The following is a 19984-nucleotide window of genomic DNA, read 5'->3' on the forward strand; positions in this document are numbered from 1 at the left end:
CATCGAGCGCGAGCTCGCAGCGTCACTCCGCGGGAAGGGCGGTGCGGCGGGCGACGACGCGGTAGGTGTTGGACCAGCCCGGGCGCCGGACGAAGGGCGCGAGAATTCGGTCCAGGATGTTCGCGAAAAGAAAAATGGGCAGTGACAGCATGCGCAGGAAACCGCAGAAGACGCGCTTGATGGCGCCGCTGCGGGTGTTGCGCCAGGGTCCGTCGATGAGCGGGGCCAGATCGGCGAAGAGCAGATAGGTGCCGAAGGTGAAGTCCACCGGTTGATGCGCTTCGCCGCGGTGCCAGAGGACCGGCTCGAAGCCGTGCTCGCGCAGCAGACGCTCCAGATTGCCCGTGCTGAGGAAGTGCAGATGCTGCGGCTGGAACCATGGCATCCACTGGCGGCCCAGCAAGCGCGCGAAGCGGCTCTCCGGATCGGGGACCTCGATGAAGAAGAGTCCACCCTCCTGCAGAACGTCGGCCGCGGCCGCGATCTCGGCACGCGGATCCGTCGTGTGCTCGAGGTAATGGCTCATGCTGATGACGTCGTAGCGCTCCGCCGCAGCCACGAGCGTGGGGGCCACCTCCGGGAACAGACCGCGGATGCCGCGATCCACCCAGCGACGGCGCTCGGCGTCCTCGATGCTCTCGGCCAAATCGAGCCCGTCGAAGCGCGTGTTCGGCAGGATGTCGCGCGCGATGCTGCAGAAGTGGCCATGGCCAGCGCCCACGTCGAGCCAACGACGCGGTTGATCCACACCGGCGACCATGCGTGCGCGCGCCCGGTACAGATCGGGCGTGGAAGCGAACAGCCCGGCGAGTTCCTCTTCACCGTGACCGTCGTAGAAGTCGCGGTAATAAAAATTGAGCCCTTCGATCGACAGGCGCGGATTTTGAAAGACGTGGCGGCACGAATCGCACCGCGACAACGTGAAGCGCCCGGGCTTGCCTTGGTAGCGGTCGCCGATCTCCAGCGCCTTCGAAAGCGCGCGGCTGCCGCAAAGAGGGCAGTCCTCGCGCGGCCGCTCGAAGAAGCGCGACGTGCCTTGCGCGAGCAGCGTGTCGTACGCCTGCGCCAACTCTTGCTCGGTGGTGCGGCGACCCGGCGCCTCGTTCATCGGGCCGAAGGTGCTCGCGAGCTCGACGGCCGTGCGCGACACGAAATAGACGGCGCGATCGCGTGGCGAGAGCGGTGTGCCCAAGGTGGAGACGAAGATCTCCAGGTGGCGCATGAGCAGGGCCGCGAGACCCCACATCGGCGCGAGCAAGATCGCGAGGATGGTGAGCGCCACGTGCAGCGCAATCACGGGGCCCACGTAATTGCCGAATCCCATGCGCAAAAGACGGCGCCGCTCGCGCAGCGAGATGCCCGGCGTCTCCAGACCCGGGGCGACGGCAAAGTCCATTTCCGTCGAGGCATAGTGCTTCAACGTCGCGGCAAGCTTGGCGAACTCGATGGCGTCCGCCGGCTCCGCCGGGGCTCGGCCGCCGTGTGTAGCCCGCGCGAGCGTCTCGCGATCCACGAGAAGCGCATCGCACGCGCTCACACCGTTGCCGATGCGGTCGCGCCGGTACGTGGCCGGATTGGCCAAGGTGAGGAACAGTTGCACGCGCCACGCGGCCAGCTTGGGCGACACCAGGTCGAGCGCCAAGAGGCCCATCGCGCGGGCGTGGGCGCTGGCCGCACGTCGCGTGGCGTCGTCGAGGACGACCCCGGGGCGCACGATGAACACGTGCTCGGGTGCCACGTCCGTGGTCGCAGGCGCCAAGCGTTGAAGCGCCGCCGCGCGACCGCGCTTGTTCAATGAGTCGAACAGGCCCAAGGCAACGAGTGCCCCACCGATGAGTGCCCCTGCAATCACGCCAACGCCTCCAATGCATCTGCGGCGGCCCGTGCACCACCTGCGGCTCGAAATGACTCCCGCACGCGCTCGGCAGCGCGCCGGTAGGAAGGATCGCCGAGGACGCCCTGCACGGCCTCGCGCAAGCTCTTGGCCGACATGCGGCCGTAACGCACACGCACGCCCGCGCCGGCGCGAACGACTTGGCTCGCCACCACCGGCTGATCGTCGCGAATCGGCGCCACGACCAGCGGAAGCCCATGGGCCAGCGACTCGCACACCGTGTTGTGCCCCGCGTGGCACACGACGGCGTCCACCTTGGGCAGCAAGGCCAGCTGCGGCACGCGTTCGCGCACGAGAAACGTGGGCGGCACCTCGGGCACCAGCGCCGGCGGCGCCGCGAGAATGACCTGCGCCCCAATGTCGCGAAGCCCCTCGACGACGTTGGCGTAAAAGCGCTCCCCCACCTCCGTGCTCACCGTTCCCAGCGACACGAAGACACGCGGGCCCGGCGCGAGCGACTCCCAGGGAAACGGCCTCGAGTCGGGTCGATCCTCGATCGAAGGGCCGACGAAGCGGTAATGCACCGGCCACGCCTGCTCGCCGATCAAGGCCTCGGTCGAAAAGACAATCGCGCAATGCGGCGAGATATCCGGCGCGCGCATCGGCGTCAGGCCCGCCTCACGCTCGAGCCCCTCGAGTTGCGCATCGACCCACTGTTTGACCTTGGGCAAGGCCTGCAGCGGATCCACCACGCTGGCCGACGTCGTCGACAAAGTCGCATAGGGAATGCGCGCGCGCCGGGCGGCCAGGGAGCCGGCGATGGCTTGCTGATCGACCGAGAGAACGTCGGGCTCGTAGCGCGCGATGGCGTCTTGAACACTGGGCAGCATGCCGCGGGCGAGCGGAACGAGCACCTCTTGCCAGAGGAATTGCAGGCTCTCGAAGCCGCGTACCGACTTGGACCGCTCGCGCAAGTCGACCCACGCTTCGTCGAAACGCGGATCATCCAGCGGCACGAGCTCGGCCCCCTCGGGAAGCAGGTGGCCCACATACCGCGCATGCGCCGCCCACGCCACGCGGTGCCCGCGTGCCATGAGCGCGCGCGCCACGGAGACGGTGGGGTTCACGTGCCCGGTGAGCGGAGGCACCACGAAGAGAATGCGCTTCGCCCTCGCCGACCTCACGGCTGCACCTCGCGGCAGAAGTCCACGATGCGCGTTTTCACTTCGTTGGTGGCCTCCCACAGGATGGAGTGCGTGCACCCGGGCAGCACCCGCACCGTGCAGTGCGGCATGCGCGCGACCACCGGAAGACTGCGCGAGAGCAAGTCGGAGCTCTCGCCGTAGAGCGCGAGGGCCGGCGCCGTGATGCGCTCGAAGTCGGCCGCGGTGAGCGGCGGCGTCGCCCGCAGATCGCGCACCAAGGTGGTGTCGTTCACCAGGGCGCGGGCCATGTCGCCCAGCTTGGTGCGCTTGCGCGCGCTATGACGCCCGAGCCAATTTTGAAATGAGGCCGCAATCGCGTTGTCCGCTTCGTCGCCTTGCAGCGAAAGGGTTGCGGCCATGCGCTCGCCGAAGTCGCTATCGCCCAGATGTCCATCCACGAGCACCAGCCCGGCCACGCGATCCGGGTGGCGCAGCGCAAAGCGCACGGAGAGGAACGCGCCGTAGCTATTGCCCACGAGGACGACGGGCGCATCGCCCACCGTCGCATCGAGCACGCCGCACAAGTCTCCGACCATCTCGGCCTCGCGGTAGCCCTGCGCCGGGCGCTCGCTCAAGCCATGGCCGCGCAAGTCGTAGAGCACCACGTCGGCGAACGCGGCGAGCGCATTGGCCACGGTGAAGTACCAGCTCGACAGATTGTCCATCACGAGCCCGTGCACGAAGACGGCCCGCAAGGGCGCGCCCTCGACACCGAGCCGCTGGTAATGCAGGCGAACGCCTCCGACGACGGTTTCAGCCATCGATGAACCTCACGAGCTCTCGGGTCAATGCCGCCGGGGACTCCTGCGGAAGATCGTGTCCCCCTTCCAACGTGACGTAGGCCGCGCCCGGAACGACGCGCGCAAGGCGCTCGCCCGAAGGCCGCACGCCCGACGCGTTCCCGTACACGGCCAGCAGCGGACACGCGAGCCGTGCCAGCGCTGCATCGGACATCTCGGCGCGCGCCAGATCGTCGCGGAGCGAGCTCTCGAGGCTCAAAAAGCGCACCGTCTCGAGAAAACGCCCTGCCCTGCGCCCGCCCGCCACCAAGGCATCGCGCACCGCATTGGGCAGCGATGCCAGCATCGACGCGGTATCGGCTTTGGCGACGGCGGTGTAGCGCGACCAGAGCTCGCCGGTATCGAGCGGCGGCAGCGGCGCCTCGACCAGCGCGAGCTTGCGCACCCGATGGGGTGAACGCAGCGCATACGCGAGCGCAATCACACCGCCGTAGCTATGGCCCACCAAGGTCACGTCGTCGCGCGCGATCTGCTCCACCACGGCCTCGAGATCGCCGGCCATGGTCGCGACGTCGTAGCCGTACGGCGTTCGCGCACTGCGGCCGTGCCCGCGCAAATCGTAGACGATCACGCGGTGCGATTTCGCGAGCTCGGCGGCGGTGGTGAAGTACCAGGTGGCCAGGTTTCCGAACAAACCGTGGAGCATGACCACGGGCGGGCCGCTTCCGAGCTCTTGAACGTGGAGCTCTACGCCGTGGGCGATGCCGAGTTGCATCGAACGATGAACTCCACGAGTTGGCCCACGCGCAGTTGCAAGATCTGCTCGAGCTCCATGGAGCCGAGCCAGCCGGCGAAATCGACGCCCTTGCCGAATTTCTCCTTGAGCCGTTCTGCAAGGGCCACGAACTCGATGCTCTCGAGCTCGAGGTCCTTGGCGAACGAAGTCTCCATTTCGATGGGCACGTCCTCGGCCCATTCTTCGCCGATCACCTCGCGAATCATCGTCCCGAGATCGGCGAGGACGACAGCGTCGTTGGATATGGTGGAAAGGTTATTTTCGTTCATGGACCGTCCAGGCGATGATGTAGTTGCCGTGGCGTTTCGTATCGACCCACACGCCGTCGACGAGTAGGCGCCCGCCGACGCGGTCGCGTATGGGAAACTTGCGCGGCGCCCCTTCGAGGCCGGTGCCGCGGGCTTTGGCCGCCGCCTCCTTCGCCGCCCAGAGGCGCGTCCAGCCGGCGTCGCGCGGTTCGTCGGCGACGAGGCGCAGCTCCTCGGGCAAGAAGGATAGCTCTGCGAACGCATCGGTACGCGCCTCGATGCGCTCGATGTCGATGCCCACGTCCTGCCCCTCGCGGGCGATGGCCACCGCGGTGTCATCCTTGTGGGCAATGGAGACGCGGATGTCCTCCGCGAAGCGCGTGGTCACCACGGGCCGGCCCGAGGGCTCGTTGGTGATGGTCACCTCCACGGGAAAGAGCGGGCCGTGGCCGAGTTGCCCGAGCAGGTGGCGCACGGCATCCTTCGCGGCGACGCGGCCGCTGAGCCATGCGCGCTGCTTGCGCGGGCCTTGTCGTTCGTAGTCGGCGCGCTCGGCCTCGCCGAGGAAGCGCCGGTGCATCTGGTCGCGCGTGGGCGCGGCGCGGTACGGGTCCTCGAAGAGCATGAAGCCTTCGGGCTGCGGTTCGGCGAGCGCGCTCTTCTCGGGCCAGATGAGCATGTTCCAGAAGCGCGGATCGCTGTCGAAGCGTCGGTCTTCCCACGACTCGAGCACGGCCCACGCGCGGCCGTTTTGCCCCAGGGTGAGATCCGCGACGACGCTCTTGTCGTCGATGCGGCGGATGCGCACGGTGCAGTTGTATCGCTCGCCCGGCAGCGGGTGGCGCCCGAAGAGGCGCACGCGCCCGATGCGCACGGGCATGGCCAAGCGATTCGTTTCGTGCCGGGCCATGACCCAGTAGCCATAGAGTTGGCCGGCGTTGTCGAGGAAGGCGCCGCGGGCGCGGCCGACCTCGAGCTCCCCGCGGATGCCGTCGGCCGCGAGCATGCCCACGTCGACGACGCCCTGGAATTCGGGGCCGTGGAACATCCAGCGATCCTCGTAGAGGGTGCGCGCGTCGATGGGCGCGGGCGCAGCATCGTCGAGGGGCCCGGTGTCGTCGGGCGGTGCGGGTTCGTAGTCTTCGGCGACGACCACGGTGGCCTCGCTGTAGTCACCGAGGCGCACGTGAACGCGGTCGCGGCCGTCGAAGCGGCACGTGATGGGCAGCTCCACGGGCTTGTGGACGGCAAACCATCGGTACGCGCGGATGTCTTCCACCGCAACGGCCACGCGGCCGGGAACGGTGTCTTCGGCGTGCTCGATCATGAGATCGATCAGCGTCGTCATCGGCACCACGGGGTATCGATCGGAAAGGACGGGCCAGCGCGGTGGCTGGCGGTAGAACGAGTGATCGACCAAGGTCGGCATCGTCTCGATGGAGAAGGTGCGGAGCGTGGTGACCTCCCGCGGAGACAGGCGCGGTTTGGCGAGCAAGGTGAGGACCTCGCGCTGCGCCTGGGCGATGGCGTCGAGGCTCTCGAGGAATTCCGCCGCAAAGGGGGAATCGGGAATGGGCAGATCGGCCAGGGGCCTGGCGGCGGGCGCGGGCACGGGCACGGGCACGGGCACGGGCACGGGGGGCGGACGGCGAAGAGGGGCGATGTTGCGAATCAGTGGGACGCCCAGGGCGAGCGGCATGCGGGGACGCGGCGCCGGTGGCGGACGCACCGACGCTCCCTCCTTCGAGGGCGGAGGGAGCGTGAGGGGCGGATCCTCGGGAAGGAGCGCTCGCCCGCGGTAGGCCGCGCTGACGTCCGCGCCTTCGACGAACAGAGACGCCAGCACGCGACGGAGCTGCTCGAGGCCCGTGCGATCCTTCACGTTGGAGGCGATGGCCAAATGTGGTTGCCCGCGCAACGTATCCTCGACGAAGCCGACGAGGCTGCCCGTGCCCACTTGGACGAAGACGCGCGTGCCCTGCGCGTGGAGCGCGAGGATCAATTGGCGAAAGCGAACCGGCTCCACCAGGTGCTCGAGGGCCAGCGCCCGAATCGCCACCGGCGATGACGGGTACGGCGCACACGTGGTCGCCGACCAGAGCGGCGCCTTTGGCGAGCCGACGGCGAGGTGCTCCAGGTGCTCGCGGTGCGGGCCGAGGAAATCGGCGAAGAGCGGCGAATGGAACCCGGACTGGAATGGGAGCTTCTGGCAAAGGACGCCGTCGATTTTCAGGCGCGCCAGGGCGATGTCCACGGACTCTTCGCGCCCGCAGAAGATGACCTGGTGCGGGCAGTTGTCGTGGGAAAGGGCAATCTCGTCGAGGCCCGTCATGGCCTGCTCGGCGCGTTCCATGCTGCAACCGGCGGCCGCGAAGACCACGCCGGGCACTTTGAGCTTGTCCGGCCCGAGGTTCGCCACGAAGTCGTCGACCGCGCCCTCGGGGGTGATGCCGGTGGCGATCATCCCGCTCCACTCGCCGATGCTGTGACCCGCGACGTCTTTGGGGACGATGCCGAGGCGACGCAAAACGCCATCGAGCAGACGGTTCACGCCGATGATGCCGACGCCGGTCTCGTACAGGTTCTGCGGCCGCGTGCACGCCGGCAAAGGCAGGTGGAAGTACGCGGCGAGATCGTCGATGCGCGGCTCGAACGAAGCGTCGACGCCGGGAAAGAGGAACGCGATGGATCCGCCCGAGGCGAGAAGGCCCTGGGGCGCGAAGAAGATGCCTTCGCGGCCGCGCCACGACTTGCCACGCTGGGCGATGGTGCGCGCGCGCTCGATGCGCTCCGGCGTCGGGTCGAAGAGCGCCAGGCGCGCGGGACCGGCGTCCATGCGCTCGCGGCCGTTCGCGAGATCGGCGAGGAGTTCGTCGTGCGTCGGCGCCGAAAAGAGCGCGATGCGATCGCCTCCCGTGGCAGCCGGGGCCGATTTCTCGCGGTGGAGGACGCGCTGCTCGAGGACGACGTGCGCGTTGATGCCGCCGAAGCCGAAGGCGTTGATGCCCGCCCGACGAGCCTCGCCCGACGTTTCCCACGGCTCGGAGCGGCCGATGACGCGGAAGCGCGTGGCCTCGAGCAGCGGGCTCGGATCGTCGCAGTGCAACGTGGGAAAGAGCACGCCGTGGTAGACCGCCAGTGCCGCTTTGATGAGGCCTGCTGCGCCGGCGGCGGGCATCGCGTGCCCGATCATCGATTTGACGGAACCCACGACGGCGCGCCGCTCGCCGGGGCTGGCCTGGCCGAACACGCGCGCGAGCGTGGTGAGCTCGGTCTGATCGCCGGTCGGGGTTCCCGTGCCGTGCGCTTCCACGAGCCCGACGCTCTTGGGATCGAGCCCCGCTTGCTTCCATGCCCGCTCGAGGGCGAGGACCTGCCCCTCGAGGGACGGGCTCATGAGCGACGTAGCGCGACCATCGCTCGACGAGCCGCACCCGCGCACCACGGCGTAGATGCGGTCGCCGTCGCGCTCCGCGTCGGCGAGGCGCTTGAGAACGACCATGCCGATGCCTTCGCCGATGAGCAAGCCGTCGGCGCGCCGGTCGAAGGGGCGGATCGTCTCGCTCGGGCTGAGCGCGCCGAGCTGGCAGAACACGCTCCAGAACGCCTCGTCCTGGCAGAGATGAACGCCGCCGGTCACCACCAGATCGCAGCGGCCGCTCGCCAGCTCGGAGCATCCTTGGTCGACGGCCACGAGGGCACTCGCGCACGCCGCATCGACGGTGAAGGCAGGCCCGTGCAGGTCGAGTCGGTGGGCGATGCGCGAGGCGGCGAGGTTGGGCACGAGCCCGATGGCCGCATCCGCGCGCGCCGCCCCGGTCTGCGCTTGAAACTCGGACTTGATGCGCCCCAGCGTCGCCTCGTCCAGATCCGGCAAGAGCGCACGCAAGGTGGCCACGATTTGCTCGGCGGCGCGGACGTGCTGCTCGAGCCGCGTCCGCCCAGAACCGGCATAGCCGCCGCGCCCCACGATGACCGCCGCGCGGTCGCGCGCGAAGGGGCGGTCGTGGTAGCCCGCATCCGCCAGCGCCCGCGAGGCCACTTCCAGCGCGAGCAACTGATCGGGCTCACCGCCCTTCGCGGCGATCGGCATGACGCCGAAGCCGGTCGCGTCGAAGTCGGCAAAGTCGTCGATGAAACCGCCGCGCTGGCAATAGAACCGGTCCGGGGCGCGCTGGCCCTTGTCGAAGAACACCGGGTCGAGCCGCGCCGGTGAAACCGTGGTGATGGCGTCTTTGCCGTCGCTGAGGTTACGGAAGTACGTATCGAGGTCCGGCGCGCCTGGAAACAGGCACGCCATACCGACGATGGCGACACTCACGCAAGGGCCTCGGCCGATGCCGCAGTCAGGATGACCTGCGGATCCGTTCCCTCCAGGAGCTCGTCGAAGAAGCGCTGCACACCGGCCTCGGGATCGATCAGCGCGATGCCGCGCCGCTCGTATTCACGTTCGAGCTCGGGCCGGACCATGCCTGCGCCGCGCCACGGGCCCCAGTTGATCGAGAGCACGCGCCCGTTCACCGTGGCGTGCAGATGGTGCGCCAGCTTGTCCAGCGCGTCGTTGGCCGCCGCGTAGTCGATCTGGCCGCGGTTGCCGAACGCGCCCGAGACGCTCGAGAAGAGCACGAAGAAGCGGACCTCGTTGGCGAGCTTGCGCGCCAGGGTGCGTGCGCCGTTCACCTTGGTGGAGAAGACGCGGGCGAAGGACTCGTGCGTCTTGTCGCGAAGCAGCTTGTCCTCGATGAGCCCCGCACCGTGCACGACGCCGTCGATGCGGCCGTGGCGTGCGCGCAGCTTGTCGATGACGGCTAGGAACGCGGCTTCGTCGCGCACGTCCACCGCGTGGTAATCCACCGTCGAGCCGGCCTGGCGAATCGCCGCCAGGGTGGCGCGGATCTCGCGGTCGGCGAGAATTTGCCGCGCGTGGGCGTCGATGGCCTGCGGGTTCGAGGGGCCTGCGCCGTTCATGCGCGTGATGAGGAGCCGCCGCAGGGAGGCGACATCGGTCGCGCCCTGGAGCTCGGCGTCGTCCTCGTCGTTGGCGAGCAGCTGCGAGCGGCCGACCAACTCGATGGTGCAACGGAAGCGCCGCGCCATGGCCAGCGCGATCGTCGCCGTGATACCGCGTGCACCGCCGGTGAAGAGCACGACGCTCTCTTCGTCGATGGTCAGCGGCACCTCGGGCGAGGAGGCCGATGCGCGGGCCGAGACCACGAGGGTCTTGCGTTCACCGCCGGCGTAGCCCACCTCGAGGTGGTTGTCGTCGGCGAGGATCTCGTCGAAGACGTGCTGCGCGAGTTGGTTCACGTCCTCGTGCATGTCGAGGTCGATCGCCCGCACGTGCAGCGAGGGGCATTCTTTGGCGAGGCTCTTGAGGAAACCGGAGACGCCTGCAGCGGTAAAGCGCGGGCTCTGCGCGTGGGAGTGATGGCCAAAGCGGCCACCGAGGCCGGTCACCGCGACGACCCAGTGCAGCTTGCCGCGCGCGGTGGCTTCCTTGGCGCGGACGAAGAGGCGCCGCAGGGTATCCGGCGAGCCGTCACCCAGCGAGGCCAGATGCAAAAGGCCATCGACCTCACCGAGTTCCTCGCCCGGCTCGACGATGCGGGCGCGCGCACCTTCGCGCTCGAGCTTCTCGACGAGCTTGCGGGCAACGCCGGTGGCATCGGCGGTGAGCGCGAACTGCTTGCCCGCGAGGCGGAGGCTGGACATCGAGGGCGGCGGCACGGAGGCCACCTCCATGACGTAGCGCTTCACGCTGGAGGGCGGCGGCGTGCTATCGGACGCCTGCTTCTCTTTGAGGGCGGCCGGCGCCAAGGTTGGCGGGGGCTCCTCGACCTTCTCGGCCTTATCTGCTTTTTCTGCCTTTTCTGCCTTTTCTGCTTTTTGCGTCTTTTCCGTCTTCTCGACCTTGGCCTCGGCCTTTTCGGCTTTGACCTCGGAGGCCGGCGACGTTTCGGGCTCGAGCAGCTTGGCGATGCTGCGCAGCGTTTTGGCGGCGGCGAGTTTCTCGACGAGGACGTCGCCGGCGTCGGCGCCTTGAATGCCCAGCTTTTCGCGCATCTCACCGAGGATCTCGATGCGCTTGATGGAGTCGATGCCCAGATCCGCTTCGAGGTCCAAGTCGGCGTCGAGCATGTCGGCCGGGTAGCCCGTGCGCTCGCTCACCGTGGCCACGAGCACCTCGAAGGCCGATTTCACCGGCGGGGGCGGCTTGATCGATCCATTGGTGTGACCGTTGGTATGGCCGTTCGTGTGCCCGTTCGTATGCCCATTGGCATGGCCGTTCGTGTGCCCGTTGGTATGCCCATTGGCATGGCCATTCGTATGCCCATTGGCGTGGCCATTCGTGTGCCCGTTGGTATGCCCGTTCGCGTGGCCATTGGCATGGTAGCCGTTGGAGTGACCGTTCGCGTGCCCGTTGGCATGCCCGTTCGCATGGCCATTCGCGTACGCGCCATTCGTGCCGTTGATGCCATTCGAATGATGGATACCGTTGCTCTTCGGCGGCACGGATGCGCGCTGCGTGCGGGGCACCGGCTCGGATGGCATGCGCTCGACTTGCACCCGCGGCGCCGACGTCTCGCCGAGGAAGCGCAACATCACCTCGCGCTGCGCGTCCACCAGCTCGCGCATCGACCGCAGGTACTCGCGCATGACACTTTGTGATTCATCATCCATGGAGGCACCTTCGAAGCTTTTCTGAGAGGAGGGTGAAGCCGCCGCAGCCGCGACATGTGAGACAGGTGAGACAGGTGGGCCAGGTGGGACCAAAGAGACAGGCGCCGGAAGCGGGCGCATGGCAAAGTCGGGCAGCTCGCCGCGAATCGGCCGCGCGCTTCCCCCATCGATGACCCACGCCGTCGCCGGCGCAGCAAACGCAGACGGCGCATGGAGATCGATCCCCGCCGTGCGATCGTCGAACAGCGGCCGCAGGTCGATGGCCACGCCCGCCGCCGCGAGCCGCGCGAGCGCCGTCAAGAACGACGTCACGCCGTGCATGTCGCTCTTGTCGCACGCAACGGCGACGTGCGGCCGGCCCTTCAGAATGCGCCCCACCAGCTCGGTGAGCACGCCGCCCGGCCCCGCCTCGACGAAGATGCGCGCCCCCGCGGCATACATCGCCTCGATCTCCTCGACGAAGCGCACCGGCGACGCAATCTGCGAGGCCAGCGTCTCGCGCACGCCCTCGGCGCTCGCCGCGTACGGCTGCGCGCTGGCGTTTGCATACACCGGAATGAGCGGCTCCTCGATATCCGCGTTGGAGAGATGCTCCGCGAACGATTCCACCGCGCCCGCGACGATGGGGCTGTGGAACGCGCACGCCACCGGAATGGCCCGCGCCCCGATGCCCGCGGCCGCAAGGCGCTCGCACGCGTCCTCGACGGCCTTCTTCGATCCGGCGATCACCGTCTGGTCCGGCGCATTGTGGTTCGCCAGCACGGGATCGGCGCCCTCGCCGAGCACCTCGCGCACGCGATCCGGCGCCGCGCGCACCGCCGCCATCGTCCCAGGGTCTTTTCCGGCCGCACCGAGGATCGAATGCGCACGCGCCTCGGAGAGCGCGAGCAGCGTATCCGCGGAGAACGCCCCGGCGACGGAGAGCGCCACCAGCTCACCGTAGCTGTGACCCGCGGTCATCTCCGGCTTCACGCCCGTGCGCTCGAGCAGCCGCGCCATCGCCAGATCCGCGATGCCCAACGTCGGCTGCGCCACGCGCGTGTCGGTGATGGCCTGCTGCTGCGACTTGCGCACCTCCGGCCGGTACGCCCCGCCGGGGAACAGCCGATCGCCGTACGCGCGCCCGATGTCGAGCAGCTCGCGCACCTCGGGGAAGGTCACGAACAAGTCGGCCAGCATGCCCGGCCGCTGGCTCCCCTGCCCCGGGAACACGAAGGCGACCTTGCCGCCCTCCGCCGTGGCATGCGCCACGTGCACGCCGTCCACGGTGCGGCCTTCGCGCACCGCCGCCAGCTTGTCGCGCAGATCGGCCATCGACGTGGCGACCAGTGCGACCTGCACCTTCGACCCCGCGTTCTCACGCGCCACCGACGCGGCGAGCTCGCGAAGCTTCGGCGGGAAGTCCGTCTTGGTCATGGCGTCGATGGCGTCGACCACCCGCGTGACATCCGCCGCCGTCTCGCCGCGCAGCACGAACAGCTCCGCAGGCCACTCGGTGAGCGCCGTCTTCGGAGCCGACGTCGCACCATCCGACGAGAGCACCGTGTGGAAGTTCGTTCCACCGAAGCCGAACGCGCTCACGGCCGCGACCAGTTCGTCGTCGGTCCAGGGTGCGGCCGCATCGCGCAGCACGAAGGGGCTGCTCTCTGCGTCGTAACCCGGATTGGGCGACGTGATGTTCTTCGTGGGCGGCAGCACGCCGTGGTAAATCGAGAGCGCCGCCTTGATGAGCCCCGCCATGCCGGCGGTGCACTTGGTATGGCCAATCTGCGACTTGACCGAACCCAGGGTGCAACGCCCGCTGGGCGCACCCGCCGCCGTGTAAAGCTCCGTCAGGGCCGAGAGCTCGGTGCGGTCGCCCACCACCGTGCCCGTGCCGTGGGCCTCCACCAAGCCGACCCGCGTGGGCGAGACGCCCGCCCGCGAGTAGGCGCGCTCCAGGGCGCGAATCTGCCCTTCCTTGCGGGGTGCCGTGAGCCCGAGGCTCTTGCCATCGCTCGAACCACCGACGCCCTTGATGACGGCGTAGACGCGATCCCCGTCGCGCTCTGCGTCCGCGAGGCGCTTGAGCACGACCGCCGCCACGCCCTCGCCGAGCGCGATGCCATCCGCCGATGCGTCGAACGGCTTGCACTGGCCGCTCTTCGACAGCGCGTGCACGCTGGCGAACATCAGGTAATCCTGGATGCCGTTGTGCAGGTCGGCGCCGCCGGCCAGCACGAGATCGCTCGAGCCGCTCGCCAGCTCTTTGCACGCGACATCGAGCGCGGCGAGCGACGAAGCGCACGCGGCGTCGATGGTGTAGTTCACGCCGCGCAAGTCGAGCCGGTTGGCGATGCGGCCGGCGATGACGTTGGAGAGAACGCCAGGGAACGAGTCCTCGGTGAGCTTCGGGAGGCTCTCGTCGAGCTCCTTGGGCATCTCGCCGCTGATGTACTGCGGGTAGCTCGCCCGGAAGCCGTAGGCGCTCGAGAGATCGTTGCCCGACTCCGCGCCGAACACGACGCTGGCGCGCTCGCGGTCGAACGACTTGGTCGCGAGCCCGGCATCGTCGAGGGCGCGCCGCGCGACCTCGAGCGAGAGGATCTGCACCGGATCGATCGCCGCGAGCGAGCGCGGCGGGATGCCGTACTTGCCCGGGTCGAACAGCGTCTCGGGGATGAAGCCGCCCCACTTGGAGGGCGTCTTCTCACCGGTGCCGTTCGGGTCGTAGTAGTGCGCCGGGTTCCAACGCTCGTGCGGCACCTCGCGGATGGCATTCCGCCCGGTGACCACGTTGGTCCAGAACGATGCCAGGTCGGGCGCGTCCGGCAGGATGCAGGCCATACCGACGATGGCCACGTCAATCCGGCCGCGCGAAGGGAGCGGGTCCGGCAGGGTGATGTCCGAGAGCTCTTCGGTGGAACGGTCGCTCACGTCGCTGTGCAATGCACGGATCGTGCAGCGCCCATTTCGCATCGAGGCGACCTGCCCGATCATGAACATGCCATCGCGCTGCTGCGCCTCTTCGGCGACCGAAACGAGGTTGTCGCCTTCGCGCACCAGGCCTTTGGAGGCGAGCCGCAGCCGGCCCACGTTGAGCTGCTCGAGTGCCGCCCAGGTGGCCTGCGCATCGTTGCCTTCGGCCGCCAGGCGCTCGCGTTCGCGCTCGAACAAGGTGACGTAGTCGCTCTCTGCGCAACGCGTGGCATGGCCCGGCGCCGTCTCCAAGAGCACGGTGCGCTCGCAGTCGATGGCGGCTTGCTGGAAAACTTCGCCGATGGCACCGCCGCGGACGGCTTCCTCGGTGAAGAGGTACGCCGTGCCCATGAGGACGCCGATCTTGGCACCACGCGCGGCCAGCGGAGCGGCCAGTGTGGCGACCATCTTCGCGGACATGGCGTCGTGGATGCCACCCGCGAAGAGCACGCTGATGTCGTTCAATCGCTCGCACGCAAGGAGTCGCTCTACGGCGGCCTCCCACAAGACGAAGCTCGAACGCGGACCCACGTGGCCGCCGCACTCGCGGCCTTCGAAGACGAAGCGGCGCGCCCCCTCTTTGATGAAAAGATCCAGCAGGCCCGGCGAGGGAACGTGCAGGAACGTCTTGATGCCCACCTGCTCCAGGGGCTTCGCCTGCGAGGGGCGGCCACCGGCGATGAGCACCACCGGCGGGCGGATTTCCGTCAGCAGTGCGAGCTGTTCGTCCCGCGTCTCCGGCGGCAAGAAGCCGAGGATGCCTACGCCCCACGCGCGCTCGGCCAGGCGATCGCGCGTTTCGATGACGAGCTTGCGCGCTTCGGGGCCGCGCATCAATGAGAGCGCCAGGAACGGCAGGCCACCGCCGCGTGCGACCTCCTCGGCGAACTCGGGGCGATCGCTCACGCGGGTCATCGGGCCCTGCGCGATCGGGAAGATGGTGCCGTACTCCTGCGCAAACGCAGAGAACCGCGCGAGGGGCCGCCCGGCCCGGGCTTGCTTCACGTGCCCATCGATGGCGGTGTGGATGGCGCGCACGAGGCGCTCCACCGTGCCGAACCGCTTGGCGAAGGGCGCGGCCATGGCGGCGTCCTGCCCGAGGGTAATGAAGTGCTCGGCCGGATTTTTCGCGCCGAGTTGCGAGGCTATCTCGGTTGATGTCGAGTCAGCTTGCGGGACGCGCGCATTGGGCCGCGCATAGAGACGATATCCGCCAACGACGATTGTTTCGCTGCCGTCGAACGCACCGAGCGCGCGCCGAATTTCGGCAGACGTCTCGGCCTCGTCGAGCAACGCAAGTTGGGAATCGAGCACCACGCCCGTCGCACCTGCCGCGATGCACGCGGGCGCTGTGTGCAGGCCTATCCCGCCTTGCACCCACACGGGGAGATGCACACCGGAGCGGGACACTTCGGCGACCACGCGCTGGACGAGGATGAAAGAAGTTTCGTCCCCCACCATACCGCCGGCCTCTTGGCCTTTGACGATAAGTCCGTGGGCGCCCGCAGCGATCGCGATGCGCGTTTCCTCGAGGCTGCGCACTTGAACGATCAGCGCACGATCCCCCTGCAAACGCGCGAGCAACGCGTGCGCTTTCTCGAGCATCGAGGCCGGCAACACCACGGTGCGCACTTCCTCGGGTAGGTCCAAGCCGTAAAGCTCGGAGTTCTCTGGAATGCGCACACCGAACGTGCCAATGCGACGGCGTACGAGAAGATCGAGCGATTCTCGCGCGACTTTCTCGTCGTGTCCCAGATCGAGCACGCCCAGCGCGGAAGACCGCGCGAGTGCTGCAACCAGTGTCACATCAGGACTCTCGAATGGGCTGAGCCCCACGACTGCCTTGGCGGCAAGCATGTTTGTGACTTCTTTCTCCCCTCCCCATAGTCGATGCTCCAGCGTGCAGGAACAAACGCAGCAATAAGAAGTCCCGTAAGGGTCAGCCGATCAGGCAAGTGGAGACACGGAATCGATATTTCAATCGATTATTTATTTTCGCCGACCCCCAGAAACTTAAGCGAAACACCCCCCTTTGGCCTTCGCTACGCGCGAGCAGAAGGTCTCTCATTCGTAATGGCACAGCATCCGCAATTCCGTCTCGCTATTTCGACGCACGCGGTCAAATTTGGTTCAGCTTTAGCGAATGGCCGCGCTAAGTCCTGAAAAGAATACCAAATTGGGCGCAACGGGATTGTCACCGCTTCCGAACGCCGGTGTGCGTATTCGCATTTCGAATCCGGTTCATGAGGGCCTGGCGGCCCTCATAGGCCTCATCTGCCCTCGATTTTGCATTCTACGATCGGTTCTTATTGAATCGGCTCGGATGTACGAATGCAGCGGAGGTTCTATTGAAACGTAACAGCGCGAGCGGGAGAGGCTGCGCGGACGCGGTGATTAAGCCTCTTCGAGGCCGCTGAGCCGAAGTCCCATCGACAACCGCGCGAGGGCTGCATCGATGAGGGCGCGATCGCGTTCACTCGCATGCAGCGAGGTATTGCCAGCCCTTCCGACCAGGTAGATCACGCACGCCACCTCGGTCTCACTGAGCTCGAGTCGCCGATCGAGGCGCATGCTCGGTAAGCGATAGCGCAGAAGACATGTGCGCCCGCTGCCGCCGCCGCGCACGACCTCGACGCGGGTCACGGGGCCGCTGGTTCCGGCAAGTTGCCGGACCACCCCCCGCAGGGTGGCCGAACGCGTGCGAGCCACACGCACGTCGGGATCGGTGAAGAGCGCAAACATCTTGTTGCGCGAGTACAGACCTGGCACCACCGTCATGCCGACGGTCAGGGCTTCGCGATCGATGGCGCTGGGCGTGAGCCGCTCACCGCTCGTCTGACTCATCACCACCTCGGTCTTCGACACGACGTGGCTCCCCGCTCGCTTCTTGAAGGAGCGCGGCCTGCCGCTCGTTGCGCAAGGCCGTGATGAGCTCGTCGAGATCGCCATCGATGATTCGGTCGAGCTTATTCAGCGTGAGGCGGATGCGATGATCCGTCACGCGGTTCTGCGGATAGTTGTACGTGCGGATTTTTTGACTCCGCTCACCCGTGCCCACCATGCCGCGTCGTTCGGCCGACACCGCGGCCTCTTGCTTCTCGCGCTCGATGTCGAGCAGACGGCTCTTGAGGACCTTGAGTGCCTTGGCTTTATTTTTCAGCTGCGAGCGCTCGTCCTGGCACTTGACGATCATGCCCGTGGGCTTGTGCAAAATTTGGACGGCGCTGTTGGTGGTGTTGACACCCTGGCCACCGGGGCCGCCGCTGGCGGCGATGCTGATCTCGAGATCTTTCTCGTCGATCTGGACGTCCACGTCGTCGGCCTCGGGAAGGACGGCCACGGTGGCGGTGGAGGTGTGAATGCGGCCCTGCGTCTCCGTCGCGGGCACGCGCTGAACGCGGTGAACGCCGCCCTCGAAGCGCAGCTGCGAGTAGACGTCCTTGCCGGTGATGAGGACGATGCACTCCTTGTAGCCGCCGGCCGCCGCCTCGCTGAGGGACATGACCTCCAAGGTCCACCCTTGCCGCTCGGCGTAGCGCGCGAACATACGGAACAAGTCCGCCGCGAAGAGCGCAGCTTCTTCGCCGCCTTCACCGCTCCGAATCTCGACGATGGTGTTCTTCTTGTCGTTCGGATCCTGCGGGAGGAGCAAAAGCTTGATGGTGCGCTCGAGGGCACTGCGCTCATCTTGCAGAACGGGCAGCTCCTGCTCGGCGAGCGGGCGCAGTTCCGGATCGGTGAGGGCTTCCTCGTTCTCGCGGATGTTCTTCTCGACGTCGCGGTAACGCTGGAATTGACCCACCACGGGCTCGATGTCCGAGCGCTCTTTGGTGAGTTTGGCGAGCTTTTGCCGGTCGGAAAGGACGTCCGGCTGGCACATCAAGTCGTCCAGCTCGCGGTAACGGCGGGAGAGTTGTTCGAGCTTTTCGACGGGAATCATGATCGCAAATGCGACGCTGTCGCGAGCGCCTCGTAGTTGGCGAACGACACGTCGTCGGCCACCTCGGAAACCTCACCGTGTTCGCGAAAGAGGGTGGCGCGCAGGGAAGCGAGGGCCACTTCGAGCTGATCGTCGTCCGGCTCGATGGTGGTGATTTTCTGCACGAGGAAGCCCGGCCACAGCAACGCGCGGAGCGGGCCGGTGGTGCAGTAGCGCGCGAAGAGGCGCTGGATTTCGAAGGTGACCGCGGCGATGAGCGGCAGGAACGGGAGCTTCTCGAGGAAGAAGAGAACGTTGTCCGCGATGGCGCTGCCGGTGTGGATGCGCGGCAGGAGGCCACCCACCGCCGTGAAGACGAGGATGGAGACGAGGGCCACCATGACGAGGAAGGTGGTTCCGCACCGCGGATGAAGCGTGGTCTTCGCGCGGGCGTTGACGACGATGAGCTCTTCGTTCGCTTCGTAGGTGCTGATCGTCTTGTGCTCGGCGCCGTGGTACTGGAACACGCGGCGAATGTCCGGAACGCGCCGGATGAGGAGCATGTAACCGACGACGACGGTGAGCTTCAGAGCCCCGGTAATGACCTGGAACAGCGGCGACTGCACCTCGAGACCGAGGTGGAAAACGCGGTTGATGCCGGCGGCGGCAGCCTGGGGCAAGGCAATGAGGAAGGCGATCGCGAAGACGAGCATGACGCCCATGGCGCCCCGCCCGCCTTTCTTGGCGTCCGCATCGGTGGACGCGACGGCCTGACCGTCGTCCGCGCTCAGCAGGGAAAATAGCGAGAGACCGAAGGCGGCGAGCGCGGAAAGCCCCGCGGTGCTGGCCTTGCTTTTTGCGAGCTCCGCCGCTTCTTCGGCGGCGAGGTCTTTCTCGAGTTGCTCGACGGAAAACCGCAGGGATTCGCTGCCGAGACGCAGGGACTCGACCAAGGAGCTGACCCCGCGCACCAGCGGCCAACGGCGGATGCCGGTGCGCTCGTCGGGCACGGCGCGCTCGCGGACGAGCAGCGAGCCATCGCGCCGGCGCACGACGATGGAAAACGAGTGCGGCGCTCGCATCATGACGCCTTCGAGGACGGCCTGCCCGCCGATGTAAGGTCGGGCGGCGGTCGAAGGAGCGGGCTGCTGTCGAGTCTGCTGCGAAGCGGTGCGAACGTCCGTCATAGTCACGGTACTATACGGTGTGGAGCAGCCCTGCGCTCGCAGAGCTGCTCTCGCCTGTGTGGCTGTGGGGGCGGCTACTAGGACTTGGCGGGCGTCTCCGCCTTTTTGGCGGCGACGGTCTTGCCCTCGTAGCGCTTGCGGAAGCGATCCACGCGGCCGGCGGTGTCGATCAGCTTCTGCGTGCCGGTGTAGAAGGGATGGCAGTTCGCGCAGACGTCGACCTGGAAATCACCGCGCGTCGAGCGGGTGACGAAGGAGTTGCCGCAGGCGCAGGTGACGCGGGCGGCGGGATAATTCGGATGAATGCCTTCTTTCATGACGAGCTCCACCCCTCCGGGTATAGGAAGGGACGCGGGAACCTAGTCTCGACTGAACGGACTTGCAACTGTCGAGTTGATCCCTGGCAGGGTCCTCGC

General features: G+C 67.5%; 11 protein-coding genes. All 11 read right to left on the reverse strand.

The features are described 5' to 3' along the window. Positions 1–22 precede the first annotated feature (22 nt). A complete protein-coding gene (locus LZC95_25055; GenBank protein WXB00072.1) occupies positions 23–1852 on the reverse strand; it encodes a class I SAM-dependent methyltransferase in 1830 nt (609 codons plus the stop codon). After that, entirely contained in the window at positions 1849–3018 is a 1170-nt protein-coding gene (locus LZC95_25060) for a hypothetical protein (GenBank protein WXB00073.1), read from the reverse strand. Before LZC95_25060 ends, LZC95_25055 begins: the two co-directional genes overlap by 4 nt. Then, entirely contained in the window at positions 3015–3800 is a 786-nt protein-coding gene (locus LZC95_25065; GenBank protein ID WXB00074.1) for an alpha/beta hydrolase, read from the reverse strand. Before LZC95_25065 ends, LZC95_25060 begins: the two co-directional genes overlap by 4 nt. Next, complete coding sequence (locus LZC95_25070) at positions 3793–4554, reverse strand: alpha/beta hydrolase (protein ID WXB00075.1); 762 nt, start codon at positions 4552–4554, stop codon at positions 3793–3795. The genes LZC95_25065 and LZC95_25070 overlap by 8 nt, the downstream gene beginning before the upstream one ends. Further along, complete coding sequence (locus tag LZC95_25075) at positions 4527–4844, reverse strand: phosphopantetheine-binding protein (protein WXB00076.1); 318 nt, start codon at positions 4842–4844, stop codon at positions 4527–4529. Before LZC95_25075 ends, LZC95_25070 begins: the two co-directional genes overlap by 28 nt. Next, positions 4831–9144, reverse strand: coding sequence for a 4'-phosphopantetheinyl transferase superfamily protein (locus tag LZC95_25080; protein ID WXB00077.1), 4314 nt, complete (start codon positions 9142–9144; stop codon positions 4831–4833). The genes LZC95_25075 and LZC95_25080 overlap by 14 nt, the downstream gene beginning before the upstream one ends. Continuing rightward, positions 9141–16268: an SDR family NAD(P)-dependent oxidoreductase gene (locus tag LZC95_25085; protein WXB00078.1), complete on the reverse strand. Its 7128-nt coding sequence runs from the start codon at positions 16266–16268 to the stop codon at positions 9141–9143. The genes LZC95_25080 and LZC95_25085 overlap by 4 nt, the downstream gene beginning before the upstream one ends. A 588-nt stretch (positions 16269–16856) precedes the next feature. Further along, a complete protein-coding gene (locus tag LZC95_25090) occupies positions 16857–17327 on the reverse strand; it encodes a hypothetical protein (protein ID WXB00079.1) in 471 nt (156 codons plus the stop codon). After that, a complete protein-coding gene (gene prfA, locus LZC95_25095) occupies positions 17287–18405 on the reverse strand; it encodes a peptide chain release factor 1 (protein WXB00220.1) in 1119 nt (372 codons plus the stop codon). The genes LZC95_25090 and prfA overlap by 41 nt, the downstream gene beginning before the upstream one ends. Then, the gene (locus LZC95_25100) at positions 18399–19568 is read right to left on the reverse strand and encodes a DUF1385 domain-containing protein (GenBank protein WXB00080.1); all 1170 of its coding nucleotides are present in this window, start codon (positions 19566–19568) and stop codon (positions 18399–18401) included. The genes prfA and LZC95_25100 overlap by 7 nt, the downstream gene beginning before the upstream one ends. A gap of 77 nt (positions 19569–19645) precedes the next feature. Then, the gene (rpmE, locus tag LZC95_25105) at positions 19646–19885 is read right to left on the reverse strand and encodes a 50S ribosomal protein L31 (GenBank protein WXB00081.1); all 240 of its coding nucleotides are present in this window, start codon (positions 19883–19885) and stop codon (positions 19646–19648) included. Positions 19886–19984 lie beyond the last annotated feature (99 nt).

Source organism: Sorangiineae bacterium MSr12523 (genome assembly GCA_037157775.1).
Lineage (GTDB): Bacteria > Myxococcota_A > Polyangia > Polyangiales > Polyangiaceae > Pendulispora > Pendulispora brunnea.